Here is a 15,893-nt window from a genome sequence, read left to right on the forward strand (position 1 = left end):
AAAATTACTCCCACTCGATCGTCGCAGGCGGCTTGCTCGACACGTCATAAGTCACGCGGTTGATCCCGCGCACCTCATTGATGATCCGCCCCGACACCTTCTTGAGCAGGCTGTAAGGCAGCTCCGCCCAATCCGCCGTCATGAAGTCGCTGGTCTGCACCGCGCGCAGGGCCACCACGTAGTCATACGTGCGGCCATCGCCCATCACGCCCACGCTCTTGACGGGCAAGAACACGGTGAAAGCCTGGCTGGTCAACTCGTACCAGGTCTTGCCCGTGGCCGGGTCGATCGCATTGCGCAGTTCTTCGATGAAGATGTGGTCAGCACGGCGCAGCAGATCGGCGAAATCCTTGCGCACTTCGCCCAGGATGCGGACACCCAGGCCAGGTCCCGGGAAAGGATGGCGGTACACCATGTCGGCCGGCAGGCCCAAGGCCACGCCCAGCGCGCGCACTTCATCCTTGAACAGCTCACGCAGCGGCTCCAGCAGCTTCAAGCCCAGCTTCTCGGGCAAGCCGCCCACGTTGTGGTGGCTCTTGATGGTGGCCTTCTTGCTGGCCGTGCCGCCTGATTCGACCACGTCGGGGTAGATGGTGCCCTGGGCCAGCCACTTGGCGCCCTGGTTGCCCTCGCCCTTGAGCTTGCTGGCTTCGGCCAGGAAGACCTCGACGAACTCGCGGCCGATGATCTTGCGCTTGGCTTCGGGATCGGTCACGCCCTTGAGGTGGCCCATGAACTGGTCGGTGGCCTCCACATGCACAACCTTGGCGTGCAGGCGGCCGGCGAACATCTCCATCACCGCCTTGCCTTCGTTCAGGCGCAGCAGGCCATGGTCCACGAACACGCAGGTCAGCTGGTCGCCGATGGCGCGGTGGATCAACGCAGCGGCCACGCTCGAATCGACGCCGCCACTCAGGCCCAGGATGACTTCTTCATCACCGACCTGCTCACGGATCTTGGCCACGGCTTCTTCGATGTAATCGCCCATGATCCAGTCGCCCTTGCAGCCCGCGATGTCGCGCACGAAGCGCGTCAGCATCGCGTGGCCCTGCACGGTGTGCGTCACCTCGGGGTGGAACTGCACGGCGTAGTAGCGCTTGGCTTCGTTGGCCATGCCGGCGATCGGGCAGCTGGGTGTCGAGGCCATCAAAGTGAAGCCTTCGGGCAAGGCCGTGACCTTGTCGCCGTGGCTCATCCACACCTTGAGCATGCCGTGGCCTTCGGCCGTGGTGAAGTCTTCGATGCCATCGAGCAGCTTGGTGTGGCCTTGCGCGCGAACCTCGGCGTAGCCGAACTCGCGGTGGTCGCTCCACTCGACTTTGCCGCCCAGTTGCACGGCCATGGTCTGCATGCCGTAGCAAATGCCCAGCACAGGCACGCCCGAGTCCCACACGGCCTGCGGCGCACGCAACTGGTGGTCTTCGTAGGTGCTGGCGTGGCTGCCCGACAGGATGATGGCCTTGGGCGCGAAGGACTTGATGAAGTCGTCCGACACGTCGTTGGGATGGATCTCGCAATAGACCTGGGCTTCGCGAACACGGCGCGCGATGAGCTGGGTGACTTGAGAGCCGAAGTCAAGGATCAGGACTTTGTCATGCATGGTGAAATCTCGGAAAAATCAATCAGACCACGGTCGCCGGGCTGGCATGCGCACGGTGGTGGTTGCGGCTGAAGTAGCGCAGGCCAATGATGGCCGCGGCGCCCTGAATGGCAGCACACAGGTAGAACGGAGCCCCCACGCGCCAATCGCCATGGGGATAGTGGGACACCGCCGCCAGCAGCGGCGTGCCCAACAAGGGCCCCAGCACGGCCGCCACGCTGTTGATGGACGACACGGCGCCCATGCTTTCGCCCTGGCGGCTGGGATCGACCGCATTGGACACCAGGCTTTGCAGGCCCGGCTGCACCATGTAGCCAAACACATTGGCCACCACGATGACGAACAGCATCCAGCCCAGCGGCACCAGGCCATAGCCGGCGAACGCGATGGTGGACGAGACCAGGCCGAAGATGACCAGTCGGGGCAGCGGGATGTACTTTTGCACCACCCGCATGAGGCCGCCCTGCACCAGCACCGCCATGCCGCCCACGGCCAGCAGCGACAAGCCGTTGTCCATGGGTGTCCAGCCGAACTTGAACTCGGTGTAGAGGAACCAGCAGGTGTGCAGGCAGAACTGCGCCAGGATCGACAGGCCCATGATCCACATCAGGGTCTCGACGCCTTTGAGGTCGCGCAAGCGGGCCAGGGCCGTGAAAGGGTTGGCCTTGGCCAGTTCGAACGAGCGGCGTTTGTCGAGCGGCAAAGACTCGGGCAACACGAAATAGCCATACAGGCAGTTCAGCAATGACAGCCCGCCTGCCAGCAAGAACGGCCAATGCAGGTCATGGTTGCCCAGCACGCCACCCAATACCGGACCCAGGATGAAGCCCAGGCCAAACATCGCGCCCAGCAGGCCATAGTTCTTGGCGCGCTCTTCCGGCACGGTGATGTCGGCGACATAGGCATTGGCCACCGCGATGTTGGCGCACACGGCGCCACCCATCACGCGCACGGCCAGCAACATCCAGAACTGGGATGCCAGCGCCGTGACGAAGAAATTGATGCCCATGCCCAGCAGGCCCAGCAGCAGGATGGGCCGCCGACCGTAGCGGTCGGACAGCGCCCCCAGCACCGGCGCGCTGAAGAACTGCGCGATGGCAAACGCCGCCTGGGCCGCCCCATACGCCACCGAGGTGCTCGCCCCCGAATCCATGAAGGAGCCGATGAGCTTGGGCAGCACGGGGGCAATGATGCCGATCGACATCATGTCGAGCAGCACCGTCACCATGATGAAAGGCATGGCCGCCTTGCGGCCGGAGGCGTTCATCACTCCATGCGGTAGTTGGGCGCTTCCTTCGTGATCTGCACGTCGTGGACGTGACTCTCGCGAATGCCCGCGGCCGTGATCTCGACGAACTCGGCCTTGTTGCGCATGTCTTCGATGGTGGCGCAACCACAGTAGCCCATGGAGGCGCGCAAACCGCCCGCCATCTGTGTGACGATGCTGATCATCGAGCCCTTGAAAGGCACGCGGCCTTCAATGCCCTCGGGGACCAGTTTGTCTGCGTTGGGGTTGGTGGTTTCGTCGTTTTCCTGGAAGTAGCGGTCGGCCGAGCCGGCCTTCATGGCACCGATCGAGCCCATGCCGCGGTAGCTCTTGTAGCTGCGACCCTGGTACAGGATCACTTCGCCCGGCGCTTCTTCGGTGCCCGCGAACATGCCGCCCATCATGACCGTGCTGGCACCAGCCGCGATGGCCTTGGCGATGTCGCCCGAATAGCGGATGCCGCCATCGCCGATCAAGGGCACGCCCGTGCCTTGCAGCGCCGTGGCCACGTTGTCGATGGCCATGATCTGCGGCACCCCCACGCCCGCGATGATCCGCGTCGTGCAGATGGAGCCGGGGCCGATGCCGACCTTGACGCCATCGGCGCCGGCTTCGACCAGGGCCAGGGCCGCCGCGCCGGTGGCGATGTTGCCACCGATGACGTCGACCTGCGGGTAGTTTTTCTTGACCCAGCGCACGCGCTCGATGACGCCAGCACTGTGGCCGTGGGCCGTGTCGACCACCAGGGCATCGACGCCGGCGCGCACCAGCAATTCGACGCGCTCTTCGGTGCCCTCGCCCACCCCGACCGCCGCGCCCACGCGCAGCTTGCCGTGCGAGTCACGCGCGGCATTCGGAAAATTGGTCTGCTTGGTGATGTCCTTGACCGTGAACAGGCCACGCAGCTCGAAAGCCTCGTTGACGATCACCACGCGCTCCAGCTTGTGCTGGTGCATCAGGGCCTTGGCTTCTTCTTTGGAAGCGCCATCCTTGATGGTGATCAGGCGCTCGCGCGGGGTCATGATCTCGCGCACCGGCGCGTCAAGGCGGGTCTCGAAACGCAGGTCGCGGCCGGTGACGATGCCGACGACGCGGCCCTCGTCGACCACCGGGAAGCCCGAGATGCCGTGCTGCTGCGACAGCGCGATCACGTCGCGGACGCGCACGCCCGACGAGATCGTGATCGGGTCTCGCAACACGCCAGACTCGTAGCGCTTGACGCGCGAGACTTCCGCAGCTTGCTGCTGAGGCGTGAGGTTTTTGTGGATGATCCCGATACCGCCTTCCTGGGCGATCGCGATCGCCAGGCGGGCTTCCGTGACCGTGTCCATGGCGGCAGACACCAAGGGCAGGTTCAGGGTGATGTTTCGGGACAGACGGGTGGCCAGCGACGTGTCACGGGGTAACACTTGTGAAAACGCGGGCACCAGCAGCACATCGTCGAATGTGAGTGCTTTACCAAGCAGGCGCATGAACAGGCTCCAGACGCAAAAGACGATTATACGCGCTGCGAAGGGGCCCTGTCGAAGCGGAGATTTACCGTGACGAATGGGCGTTTTCGGGGCCATTGCGGCCGCCAAGCCGGACTAAACTCCGCGTCATGAAAAGCACCAGCCCTCATTCCGCCCTGCTCGCGTCCCTGATCCTGGCCAGCTCGGCGTTGGTGGCCACGCCCTCGCAGGCGGCTACCCAGTGGAAGTGGAAAGACGCGTCTGGGGCTGTGCAATACAGCGACCGCCCACCTCCGGCCGGCACGCCCGACAGCAGCATTCTTCAGCGCCCTGCCACCTCACGCACGGTGCAACTGGCCAAACCGGCTTCCGAAGTGGACACAGCGGCTTCCGCGGCCAAACCGCCGGCCGCCAAGGCGTCCGAATCCGAGCTGGACGTGAAGCGCCGCAAGGCCGAAGAAGACAAAGAGGCCCAGCGCAAGGCCGACGAAGCCAAGGTGGCCAAGACCCGCGCCGACAACTGTGCCCAGGCCCGTGCCTACCAGCGGACGCTGAGTGACGGCATCCGCATCGCCCGCACCAACAGCAATGGCGAACGCGAGATCCTGGACGACAAGGGCCGCGCCGACGAACAACGTCGCACGCAGGAAGCCATCGCCAGCAACTGCAAGTAAATGGCGGCTTCTTAGTCCGAAGACTCAGGCGCTGGCCTGACCTTGGACCGGCTCACGCCCTTGGGCAGTTTTTCCCGATGAGCCTTGTAGCGCACCCGCCGAGCCTCCTTGGGATCAACGATCAGGCCGCGGTAGGCCTCCACCCGATCCCGGTCCTGCAGCACCTGGCCCAAAGTGGTTCGGCGCCCCCAGATGCCCAGGCTCAGGCCTTGCACACGCTCCAACAAGCCCGCGCCCTGCAAGGCGTCGTGGACGGTGCTGCCTGCTGGCAAGCTCACGGTGATCGATTCGACCTGCCGCGAAGCGGGGCTGAAAACAACCTCCACCTGGATCGCCCTGGGCCCATCAGCGGGTTCAACGGGGGCCATGCACCTGCTCGGCACGCTTGACGAAGGCATCGACAAAGGTGTTGGCGATGCGGTCGAACACCGGACTGATCACCAGGGCCAGGGGACGGCTGGAGAAGTCGTAGCTCAAAGAGAACTCGACCTTGCAGGCCGTGGCTTCAGCCGGCAGCCCGCCCGGCGCGCTGGCGGGTGAGCCGGGCTTCTGCAGGGCTGTGAATTTCCAGAGGCCTTCCAATTTGGAGAACGGCCCGTCCACCAGCCGCATGTGGACTTCGCTGCCATCGACATTGGTATTGCGCGTGGTGAATGCCTGCCGTATTCCGGCAAACGAAATATGCAGACGCGCGGTCACGCCATCGTCGTGCTGCTGGAGCACTTCGGCGCGTTCACACCAGGGCAGGAACTTCGGATAGTCCTCGATGGCGGTGACCAGCGCGTACATCTCGCGGGGCGAATACCAGAGCAGGACGGACTTGTTGACTTGCTTCATAGAATCCCGCCATTTTAAGGACGCTGTATCCTTCTGACCCATGACCATTGCCGAAAATAAAAAAGCCTTTTTCAATTACCACATCGAAGAGCGTTTCGAGGCCGGTGTGGTGCTGGAAGGCTGGGAAGTCAAGGCGATCCGCGAAGGCCAGGTTCAGTTGACCGATGGCCACATCATGATCCGCAATGGCGAATTGCACCTGATCGGCCTGCGGATCAATGCGCTGCGCTCGGCGTCAACGCACGTCAAGCCCGAAGCCGACCGCACCAAGAAGTTGCTGATGCACCGCGCCGAGATCCGGCGCCTGATCGGCAAGACCGAACAAAAAGGCTACACCCTGGTGCCGCTGAACCTGCACTTCAAGGGCAGCTATGTGAAGGCCGAGATCGCCCTGGCCAAAGGCAAGGCCGAGCACGACAAGCGCCACACCATCAAGGACCGCGAATGGGAGCGCGAAAAGGGCCGGATGATGCGTCACAAGGTCTCGTCCGGCGGCAAGGAGTGACCAAGGGCTGACTAGGCGGCCAGCGCCGCCAGGGCCTGCTCCAGATCATCGACCAGGTCTTGCGGATCTTCCAGGCCGATGGCCAGGCGCACCAGCGTTCCTTGCGGCGCGGTGCCCGCAGCGCGCATGCTGGACAATTGGTAGGGCACCGCCAGGCTGACCGGACCGCCCCACGAATAGCCGATCTTGAACAGGTTCAAGGCGTCGATGAAGGCATCGACCTGCCGGGGGCTGTATCGCCCATCAAAAATGACCGACACCAGGCCGGCCGCCGATGTGCAGGTGTGCGCCCAATGGGCGTGGCCGGGTGATTCGGGCAAGGCGGGATGCAGCACCTGCGTCACTTCGGGCCGGGTCTTCCACCATTGGGCGATCTGGCGCGCGGCGGCATCGTGCGCCGCATAGCGCAAGGGCAAAGTCGGCAGGCCGCGCAGGACGGCTTCGACATCGTTGCCGCCAACCCCCAGCCCCATGCGCATGTGCGTCATCTTCAATTGGATGTGCAGGGCTTCGTCCCGCGTGGTGATGGAGCCCATGAGCACGTCGGCGCCGCCGGACGGGTACTTCGTCAGGGCATGCACCGAGATGTCAACGCCCTGCGTCCCTTCATCGCCGTCATCGAATGAAAACGCATCGAACGCCAGGCCCGCCCCCCAGGTGTTGTCCATCGCGACGACCAATTGCGGATGCTGGCGTGCCACGCGCAGCAGGCCCACCAGGTCGGGAAACTCCAAGGTCACCGACCCGGCGGCTTCCAGCCAGATCAGCTTGGTTCGCGGGGTGATGCGGCCGGCCAGGTCCTCGGCGCGAAGCGGGTCGTAGAACTGGTGGCTGATGCCCCAACGGGCCAGTTCACCCCGCGCCAGGTCCTTGTTGGGGCCGTAGGCGTTGTCGGGAATCAGCACCTCGTCGCCAGCCTGCAGAACGGCCATGTCGACCAGGGCGATGGCCGCCAGGCCGCTGGGGGCCAGCAGGGTTTGCAGACCACCTTCCAGTGTGGCCAGGCGCTCTTCCAGGGTGAAGGTGCTGGGGGTGCCGTGCAGGCCGTAGGTGTAGCCGGTTTTGTCCTTCCACTGGCGGGCTTTCAGGGCGCTCGTGTTCTCGAAGATCACGGTGGAGGCCTTGTGGATGCCAGGCACGACGGACCTGAAGCCCGCGGGCGGCTCGTAGGCGTGGTGGATCAGGTCGGTGCTGGGGGCATTTTTGCGCTGGCTCATCCGGCCATGCTAATGGACTTTGGACGTCGGCTCAGCGCTCGCCGGCACGGTAGGGCTTCATCAAGGCCTGGGGATAGGCCGCCCGGCGCGCCATCACGATCAGCGCCAGGATGGACAGCAGGTAGGGCAACATCAGGTAGACCTGGTATGGCAAGGCCACGCCCAGCACATCGCCACCCGCCTGCTGCAGGCGCAGTTGCAAAGCATCGAAGGCCGCGAAGAGCAAGGCGCCCAGCAGGGCCTTGCCCGGTCGCCATGAGGCGAAGACCACCAAGGCCACGCAAATCCAGCCCCGGCCATTGACCATGTTGATGAAGAAGGCGTTGAAGGCCGACAGGGTGAGAAAAGCCCCCGCCACACCCATCAGCGCCGAGCCCGCGACAATGGCCCCGGTGCGCAGCGCCGCGACGTTCAGGCCCTGCCCCTCGACGGCCGAGGGGTTCTCACCCACCATGCGAACCGCCAGGCCCAAGGGCGTGCGCAGGAGTACCCAGGCCAGGGCCGGCACCAGGCCGAGCGCCATCAAGGTCAAAGGGGTTTGCGCGGCCAGCACTTCGCCGACCCCAGGCAGTTTGGCCAACGAGGGCCAGGACTGCCTCAGCGCCGCCATGGGCGTGATGGTGGGGGGCGTCGATATCTTGGGGAAAGCGATGCGGTAGCCGTAGTGGCTCAGGCTGGTCGCCAGCAAAGTGATGCCCAGGCCGGCCACGTGTTGCGACAAGGCCAGGCCCACGGTCAGCAAGGCATGAAGCAGGCCGCACAGGCCGCCAACCAAGGCCGCGATCAAGACGCCCATGGGCAGGCTGGCACCATGGTACACGGCCAGCCACCCGGTCAAGGCGCCGGCCACCATGATGCCCTCGATGCCCAGGTTGAGCACCCCGGCCCGCTCGCACAGCAAGACCCCCAAGGTGCCCAGCAGCAAGGGCGTGGCCATGCGCACCACCGCGATCCAGAAGCTGCTCTGCGCGACAAGGTCCGCCACCTCGGTCATGGCTGGGCCCCGGAAGATGCCCGGCGCAGAAAGCGCAAGCGGTAGCGCGTGAACATCTGCGTGACCAGCATGCACAGCAAGGCCAAGGACACCATCACATCGGCCAGGTAAGTGGGCACGCCGAGGGCGCGGCTCATGCTGTCGGCGCCCACCAGCACACTGGCCACGAACAGGGCCGAGGCCACCACGCCCAGCGGATGCAGCCCCGCCAGCATGGCGATGACGATGCCGCTGTAGCCATAGCCGGGCGACATGTCGAGCGTGAGGTAGCTGGTGCGGCCCGCGACCTCGCCCACGCCGGCCAGGCCCGCCAAGGCGCCTGACATCAGGGCCGTGACGAGCGTGAGCCGGCGCACCGGCAGGCCGGCGAACGAGGCTGCGCTACTGCTGGCACCCACGGCGCGCAAGCCCAGGCCCAGCGTGGTGTAGCGGTCGACCACCCAGAGCAGCAAGGCCAACAGCAGCGCACCCACCAGGCCGCTGTGCACGCGTGACCGCTCAAGCAGGCGGCTGAACTCCAGCTCGGGCCACAAGGCCACCGATTGCGGCCAGCCCATGGCCATGGGGTCTTTCATGGGGCCGTCCAGCATCATGGACACCAGCAGCAAGGCGATGAAGTTCATCAGCAAGGTGGTGACCACCTCGTCCACGCCCAGGCGGGTCTTGAGCCAGGTCGGGCCCAGCAACCACAGGGCGCCTGCTGCCGCACCCGCCATCACCATCCACACGCTGAGCCAAGCCGCCGAGCCGGTGAACTCGGGCACGCCCGCTTGCTGCCCGCCCACGGCGACGGCGGCCATGGCGCCCAGGTAGAGCTGGCCCTCGGCGCCGATGTTGAACAGGCGGGCGCGGAAGGCCACGGCGGCCGCCAGGCCTGTCAGGATCAAGGGTGTGGCGCGTGTGAGGGTTTCGGACGCGGCAAAGGTAGAGCCCCAGGCGCCCTGCACCATCAAGGCATAGGCTTGCGCCACGGGCGCGCCGCTCCAAGCGATCAGGCCAGCGGCCAGGACGATCGTGGCAAGCACCGCCAGCAAAGGCGCGCTGAGCCAACCCCAACGCAGCGGCTGTTCGCGCGATTCGAGTCGCCAGCGCAGGGTGATCATGCTGGCAAGGCCTCGTCGCTGCCCGCCATGGCCAGGCCCAGTTTGGCGAGCGTCCAACTTGGGCGGGGACGCGCTTCGGTCAGGTGCCCCTCGTGCATCACGGCGATGCGGTCGGCCAGGGCCAGGATCTCGTCCAGGTCTTCCGAAATCAGCAACACGGCACTGCCCTGCTCTGCCGCGCGGATCAGTTGTTCGTGCACGAAGGCCACCGCGCCAATGTCCAGGCCCCAGGTGGGTTGCGCGGCCACGATCAAGGTGGGCACACCCTGGACGGTGCCTTCGCCCAAGGCCAGCGCACGGCCGAGCACGAGCTTCTGCATGTTGCCGCCCGAGAGCCGGCGTGCGGCCATGTCGAGGCCACCGCCCCGCACATCGAAGTGCTCGATGATGCGCCGGGCATGGGCCCGCGCGGCAACACGGCGCACCCAGCCCCAGCGGGCGAAGCGCTGGTCGAACAGGCGCTCGGTGATGGTGTTCTCCCACAAGCTGAGGTCGCCGACGACGCCTTGCGCATGGCGGTCTTCTGGGATCCGGGCCACGGGCAGCGAGACCCAGTCGCGCGGCTTTGCCTTCAGGCGCTTGCCGGCGATCTCAAGCCGGCCTTGCGCGACGGGCAGCAGGCCGTGCAGCAATTTGGCCAAAGCGACCTGGCCATTGCCGGACACGCCTGCCACTGCAACGATCTCGCCAGCGTGCACGCTTAAATCAACGCCCCGCAGCGCGGTACCGTGGTCACCGGCCGCCGTGTGCAAGCCCTTGCCCAGCAAGACCACCGCGCCCGATGGGGGACCGCTGGCTGCCACGCGCCGCGCTGTCTTGACCTCGCGCCCGACCATGATGGCCGCCAGTTCGGCCTTGGTCGTGCCCTGGGCCGCGCATTCGGCCACCAGCTTGCCGCCGCGCAGCACTGCCACGCGGCTCGACACGCGCAGTACCTCGTCCAACTTGTGGCTGATGAAGATCACCGCCAAGCCATCCTTGACCAAGGTGTCGAGGGTGGCGAACAGCTGCTCGCTTTCCTGCGGCGTGAGCACCGCGGTGGGCTCGTCCAGGATCAGGACGCGGGCGCCGCGGTACAGGGCCTTGAGGATCTCGACCCGCTGGCGTTCGCCCACCGACAGGCTGCCCACCTGGGCATCGGGCACCACGGCCAGGCCGAAGCGCCGAGACAGGTCCAGCAGACGCTGCCGGCCCACCGCACGCCTTGACGCGGGCCGCCACAAGGGCTCGGTGCCCAGCATCACGTTGTCGAGCACGCTGAGGTTGTCGGCCAGCGTGAAGTGCTGGTGGACCATGCCGATGCCAGCGTCCAAAGCCGCCTTGGGTTGCCCCGGCGGCAAAGGCTGGCCATGCACCTCGATGCCACCGGCATCGGCCACGTAGTGCCCAAAGAGGATGGACACCAGCGTGCTCTTGCCGGCGCCGTTTTCGCCCAGCAGGGCCAGCACCTCGCCGGCTTTCAAGCTCAGCGAAATGTTATCGTTGGCCACCAACGAGCCAAAGCGCTTGGTGATGCCCCGCAGCCGCAGCACCGTCATGGCATCAGCCAACGGTCAATTCGACTTGGGTTCGGTTTCCGTCACCGGCACCTTGAAGGCCCCCGACAGGATGGCGGCCTGCTTGGCCTTGACCTTGGCCACCACCTCGGCGGGCACTTTGCTCTCGAACGTGCCCAGCGGCGCCAGCTCGCTGCCCTTGAACTTCATCATCGAATAAGGGCCGTAGTCCTCGCCTTTGAACTGACCGGCCTTGACCTTCTTGATGGCCAGGTCCACCGTCGGCTCCATGTTCCACAAGGCCGAAGCCACCACGGTGTCCGGGTACTGCGGCTGGGTGTTGATCACATTGCCGATGGCCAGCTTGCCTTTTTCCTTGGCCGCGTCGCTCACGCCAAAACGCTCGGCGTAAAGCACATCCGCGCCCTTGTCGATCATGGCGAAGGCGGCTTCCTTGGCCTTGGGCGGATCGAACCACGAGCCGATGAAGCTGATGGTGAACTTCACCTTGGGATTGATCTCTTTGGCGCCCAGCATGAAGGCGTGCATCAGGCGGTTGACCTCGGGGATGGGGTAGCCGCCCACCATGCCGATGTGACCGCTCTTGCTGACGCCGCCCGCGACCATGCCGCTGAGGTAGGCGGGCTCCTGGATGTAGTTGTCGAAGACCGAGAAGTTGGGCGCTTGCGGCTTGCCCGAGGAGCCCATCAGAAAGCTGACCTTGGGGTAGTCCTTGGCCACCTTGCGGGCCGCGGCTTCCACACCGAACACCTCGCCCAGGATCAGGGTGTTGCCGCCCTCGGCGTACTGGCGCATCACGCGTTCATAGTCGGCGTTGGCGGTGTTCTCGGAATAGACATAGTCGATTTCGCCCCGGGCCTTGGCTTCGTTCAGCGCCTTGTGGATGCGCGACACCCATTGCTGCTCGACCGGCACGGTGTAAATGGCGGCCACCTTGAGCTTGGCCTGGGCCCAGGCAGGCATGGCCAGCGTGGTGGACAACATCACAGCCGAGGCCGCTGCGAGGTGAAGAAAAGTGCGTCTGGCGGAATGGCTCAAGGGGGACTCCTGGCAAGGGGGCATTGGCACCGATCTGGGGCTGTCAGTCCGATTCAGCAAAAGCGATGCCAGGCACTCGGGCCGGCAGAATGAGACACTGAGCTTGATTTTGGAGGGCGTCGATTTGGCGGCAGCTTGCGGTTGGTACGAACACGGGCAGGATCCGGTCAGCGTCACGAACGTCATGACGGGGCAGAGGCTGACCGTCGTGTCGCGGGTTGAAACGGGTGGTGTGGTCAAGCTGCAGGTACGCTACCAGGATGCGGACCTGGACTTGACCTTGCCTCTGGTCCTGCGGCAAGGGAAAGGCACCACCGCGGCCGAACTGGATTACCGCTGGGCCTTTGCCAAGCCCCCCGCGCCAGGGCTTTGGCGCAGGCTGGACGACTTTCTGACGGATGCCCTGTTGGCCTGGTCGCCGGACCAGGTGTTCGACACCCGCTACCAGCACGTGACGGCGCTGGGCGCCTGGCAAAGCGGCGTCTGGCAGCCATCGTGGCAGCGCAGGTTTTCGCTGTCACGGTCGTCTCCGCCCGCGGTGAGCGCGGCTGCCCTGCCCTCGCCGTGGATGGCCTCGCTGACGGAAGCGGTGTCCTGGCCCTGGCGCTACATCGACGTGGAACACCCCGTGTCGGAAGTGAGTTGGAGATGGGTTGACGGCGTGCCGCAAGGCATCCAGTCACAGGTGCCTTGCCTGGAACGCGAGGGATCGCCGGCCTGGCTGTTTCCATCCAGGCTGGAGCCCGAATTGAACCGAGGCGAGGATCCGATGGGCCTGATTGACTACACCCTCGCCCAGGCAGGCCGTGCCTTCACTTTCAGGCACCACCCCATCGCGGATCTGAACCTGCTGTACGTGCGCCAGAACGACAACGACAAGCACGGAAAACCAAGCTACCAGGATTGGAAGGCCATCGCCTCAACCTTGGTCGATGCCTGGTCCTGCTGGAGAGCCCCACCAAGGATCATGCCCGCGCCGGCCGATTCCCGATGGCGGCATCCCTTTGGTTTCTCGGCACCGGTGGGTGAGGCCGGCCTGCGCATCCAAGGCGGGTATGTCGCAGGCCTTGTGCAACATGCATTCCAGCTGAGCTTGACTCAGAAGGGCTGAGCGATCAGGTCATGCCCTTCGACGGCCACGATGCGCGCCTTGGTGAATTCACCCACCTTCAAGGTCTTGCTGGCCTTCTCGGGCGGCAGCAGGCGCACCGTGCCATCGATCTCGGGCGCATCGGCGTAGGAGCGCCCCACCCCGCCACGGCGGCCCAGCGCGGGCGCGCTGTCGATCAGCACTTGCATGGTCGCGCCCACGCGGCGTTGCAGCTTGGCGATCGAGACCTCCTCGGCCACGGCCATGAATCGGGCGCGGCGTTCTTCGCGCACCTCGTCGGGCAAGGCATCGGCCAGGGCATTGGCGGGTGCGCCTTCGATCGGCGAGTAGGCAAAGCAGCCAGCGCGGTCGATCTCGGCTTCGCGCAGGAAGTCGAGCAGGTACTGGAACTCTTCTTCGGTCTCACCCGGGAAACCGGCGATGAAGGTGCTGCGCACCACGATCTCGGGGCAGATCTCGCGCCAGCGGCGCAGGCGGTCGAGGTTCTTCTCGCCATTGGCCGGGCGCTTCATGCGCTTGAGCACATCGGGGTGGGCGTGCTGGAAAGGCACGTCCAGGTAGGGCAGGATCAGGCCCTCGGCCATCATCGGCACGATGTCGTCCACGTGCGGATAGGGGTAGACGTAGTGCATGCGCACCCAGGCGCCATGCTCCTTGGCCAAGGCGCCCAGTTGCTCGGCCAGGTCGTACATCTTGGTCTTGACGGGCTTGCCGTCCCAGAAGCCCGTGCGGTACTTCACGTCCACGCCATAGGCGCTGGTGTCCTGGCTGATGACCAGCAATTCTTTGACGCCTGATTCGAACAAGGCGCGCGCTTCGCTCAGCACATCACCGATCGGACGTGAGACCAGGTCGCCGCGCATGCTGGGGATGATGCAGAAGCTGCAGCGGTGGTTGCAGCCTTCGCTGATCTTCAGGTAGGCGTAGTGCTTGGGCGTGAGCTTGATGCCGGCGATGCCGCGCGCTTCGGGCACCAGGTCGATGAAGGGGTCGTGAGGCTTGGGCACGTGCAGGTGCACGGCATCCATGACTTCTTGGGTGGCGTGGGGGCCGGTCACGGCCAGCACCTTCGGGTGCATCTGGCGGACCAGGTTGCCGCCATCGGCACCCGACTTGGCGCCCAGGCAACCGGTGACGATGACACGGCCATTCTCGGCCAGGGCTTCGCCGATGGTGTCCAGGCTTTCCTGGACGGCGTCATCGATGAAGCCGCAGGTGTTGACGATGACCAGGTCCGCGCCCTGGAAGGTTTTCGCGGTCTGGTAGCCCTCGGCGGCCAGTTGCGTCAGGATCAGTTCGGAATCGGTCAAAGCCTTTGGACAACCCAGACTGGCGAACCCAATGAGTGGAATCTTGGCGTTCATGCCTGGCTCCAGCGAAGCAATGGCAGGCCCTTGCACAGGGCGCGTGAGTGGTGGGTTGTCATGAAAAGAGCTCTCGAGAGGGGCTCCCATTGTAAATGCGGGCACCGCCGGGGTGTCCCCCGCGAATGCATTGCCTGTCACCAAACCGTCATGCAAAACGAGGACCATGGTCATTTTTCGCGTTTCGCGCCCCGGATGGAGATCACCTACGGATCCGACAAGCACGGGCTCATCCACGGATACCTGTTCACGCCTGGCCAGCCCGGCACCCCGATCGGACTGCCAGAGGCGGTCGCTTGGCTGCACGGCGAGGAAACGCAGACTCAAGACGGCTTCGTCTGGTTGCACTTCAACCTGACGGATGCCGCCGCCGAAAGCTGGATCGACCAGAACCTGAAGGTGGTGCCCGAGTTCTTCGAGGCCCTGCGCGAAGGTTCGCGGTCCACCCGCATTGAAGACGCCAGCGACACCCTGGTGGCCGTCCTGAACGACGTGTCCTTCGAATTTTCGTTCGACCCGTCCGAGATCGAAACGCTGTGGATCACCGTGAATCCACGCATGGCGGTCAGTGCGCGCATTCACCCGCTTCGCTCGATCGACCGCCTGCGCCAGGCCGTGCGCGATGGCTGCAGCTTCGGGTCCTCGGTCGCTTTCTTGAATCATCTGATGCACGACCAGGGCGATGTGCTGGTGCGCATCGTGCGCGAAGCCACGCTGAAGGTCGACTCCATCGAGGACAGCCTGTTGCTGGGCAGGCTCCAGCACAAACGGGTGGACCTGGGCAAGCTCAGGCGCGTGCTGGTCAGGCTGGCGCGGCTGCTGGCCCCCGAACCCGGCGCCCTGTTCCGGCTGCTGCGGCAACCGCCGCCCTGGATCACAGGACACGATCTGGAAGAACTGCGCCAAGCCACGGAAGAGTTCTCGATGATCCTGCGGGACCTGTCGGAGTTGCAGGAAAGGATCAAGCTGCTGCAGGAAGAGATCGCCGCGCAGGTGGGCGAGCAGACCAACCGAAGCCTGTTCACCCTGACCGTCGTCACGGTGCTGGCCTTGCCCATCAACATCGTGGCGGGCCTGCTGGGCATGAACGTGGGCGGCATCCCGCTGGCGGACAGTCCCCATGGCTTCCTGATCATCGCCCTCCTGGTGGTGACCTTCACCATCCTGGCGGGGTGGTTCGCGTTCCGGCGCAAAGAATAGCCTTGGGCGGCGACA

15 protein-coding genes are annotated in these 15,893 nt (G+C 65.1%); 4 read left to right on the plus strand and 11 right to left on the minus strand.

From position 1 onward, the window contains the following. Window positions 1–4: 4 nt before the first annotated feature. From guaA to guaB, 3 genes are read right to left on the minus strand one after another with little or no spacing between them, the layout of a single operon-like run. A complete protein-coding gene (gene guaA / locus ACREB4_RS06870) occupies window positions 5–1,600 on the minus strand; it encodes a glutamine-hydrolyzing GMP synthase (RefSeq protein ID WP_431587462.1) in 1,596 nt (531 codons plus the stop codon). Between the two features lie 22 nt (window positions 1,601–1,622). Beyond that, entirely contained in the window at window positions 1,623–2,867 is a 1,245-nt protein-coding gene (locus tag ACREB4_RS06875) for an MFS transporter (protein WP_431587463.1), read from the minus strand. Then, window positions 2,867–4,339, minus strand: coding sequence for an IMP dehydrogenase (guaB, locus tag ACREB4_RS06880; RefSeq protein WP_431587464.1), 1,473 nt, complete (start codon window positions 4,337–4,339; stop codon window positions 2,867–2,869). Before guaB ends, ACREB4_RS06875 begins: the two co-directional genes overlap by 1 nt. A 128-nt stretch (window positions 4,340–4,467) precedes the next feature. Between guaB and ACREB4_RS06885 the strand changes: the two genes are divergently transcribed. After that, on the plus strand, window positions 4,468–4,992 hold the full coding sequence (locus tag ACREB4_RS06885; protein WP_431587465.1) for a DUF4124 domain-containing protein: 525 nt from the start codon (window positions 4,468–4,470) through the stop codon (window positions 4,990–4,992). Between the two features lie 11 nt (window positions 4,993–5,003). Here the strand turns inward: ACREB4_RS06885 and ACREB4_RS06890 are convergent, their stop codons facing one another. After that, entirely contained in the window at window positions 5,004–5,360 is a 357-nt protein-coding gene (locus tag ACREB4_RS06890; RefSeq protein WP_431587466.1) for an RnfH family protein, read from the minus strand. Continuing rightward, complete coding sequence (locus ACREB4_RS06895) at window positions 5,347–5,829, minus strand: type II toxin-antitoxin system RatA family toxin (protein ID WP_431587467.1); 483 nt, start codon at window positions 5,827–5,829, stop codon at window positions 5,347–5,349. Before ACREB4_RS06895 ends, ACREB4_RS06890 begins: the two co-directional genes overlap by 14 nt. 40 nt (window positions 5,830–5,869) lie before the next feature. Between ACREB4_RS06895 and smpB the strand changes: the two genes are divergently transcribed. Next, window positions 5,870–6,334: an SsrA-binding protein SmpB gene (gene smpB / locus ACREB4_RS06900; protein WP_431587468.1), complete on the plus strand. Its 465-nt coding sequence runs from the start codon at window positions 5,870–5,872 to the stop codon at window positions 6,332–6,334. An 11-nt stretch (window positions 6,335–6,345) separates the two neighbouring features. On the opposite strand, the gene ACREB4_RS06905 is transcribed toward smpB, so the two are convergent. Genes ACREB4_RS06905 through ACREB4_RS06925 form a run of 5 tightly spaced genes read right to left on the minus strand, consistent with a single transcriptional unit; the run spans window position 6,346 to window position 12,149 of the window. Further along, window positions 6,346–7,551 (minus strand): PLP-dependent transferase, encoded by a 1,206-nt coding sequence (locus ACREB4_RS06905; RefSeq protein WP_431587469.1) that lies wholly within the window; start codon window positions 7,549–7,551, stop codon window positions 6,346–6,348. 31 nt (window positions 7,552–7,582) lie between these two features. Next, the gene (locus ACREB4_RS06910; RefSeq protein ID WP_431587470.1) at window positions 7,583–8,545 is read right to left on the minus strand and encodes an ABC transporter permease; all 963 of its coding nucleotides are present in this window, start codon (window positions 8,543–8,545) and stop codon (window positions 7,583–7,585) included. Next, window positions 8,542–9,648, minus strand: coding sequence for an ABC transporter permease (locus ACREB4_RS06915; RefSeq protein ID WP_431587471.1), 1,107 nt, complete (start codon window positions 9,646–9,648; stop codon window positions 8,542–8,544). The genes ACREB4_RS06910 and ACREB4_RS06915 overlap by 4 nt, the downstream gene beginning before the upstream one ends. Continuing rightward, window positions 9,645–11,186: an ABC transporter ATP-binding protein gene (locus ACREB4_RS06920; protein WP_431587472.1), complete on the minus strand. Its 1,542-nt coding sequence runs from the start codon at window positions 11,184–11,186 to the stop codon at window positions 9,645–9,647. Before ACREB4_RS06920 ends, ACREB4_RS06915 begins: the two co-directional genes overlap by 4 nt. Window positions 11,187–11,201: 15 nt before the next feature. Continuing rightward, window positions 11,202–12,149 (minus strand): BMP family protein, encoded by a 948-nt coding sequence (locus ACREB4_RS06925; protein WP_431587500.1) that lies wholly within the window; start codon window positions 12,147–12,149, stop codon window positions 11,202–11,204. Between the two features lie 157 nt (window positions 12,150–12,306). Here ACREB4_RS06925 and ACREB4_RS06930 point away from each other — a divergent pair, with 157 nt between their 5' ends. Then, window positions 12,307–13,314, plus strand: coding sequence for a hypothetical protein (locus ACREB4_RS06930; protein ID WP_431587473.1), 1,008 nt, complete (start codon window positions 12,307–12,309; stop codon window positions 13,312–13,314). Here the strand turns inward: ACREB4_RS06930 and rimO are convergent. Next, a complete protein-coding gene (gene rimO, locus ACREB4_RS06935) occupies window positions 13,302–14,678 on the minus strand; it encodes a 30S ribosomal protein S12 methylthiotransferase RimO (protein ID WP_431587474.1) in 1,377 nt (458 codons plus the stop codon). The genes ACREB4_RS06930 and rimO overlap by 13 nt on opposite strands. A 150-nt stretch (window positions 14,679–14,828) precedes the next feature. Between rimO and ACREB4_RS06940 the strand changes: the two genes are divergently transcribed. Next, on the plus strand, window positions 14,829–15,878 hold the full coding sequence (locus ACREB4_RS06940) for a transporter (RefSeq protein WP_431587475.1): 1,050 nt from the start codon (window positions 14,829–14,831) through the stop codon (window positions 15,876–15,878). The last annotated feature ends 15 nt before the right edge of the window (window positions 15,879–15,893 follow it).

Source organism: Aquabacterium sp., assembly GCF_050725395.1.
Lineage (GTDB): Bacteria > Pseudomonadota > Gammaproteobacteria > Burkholderiales > Burkholderiaceae_C > Aquabacterium.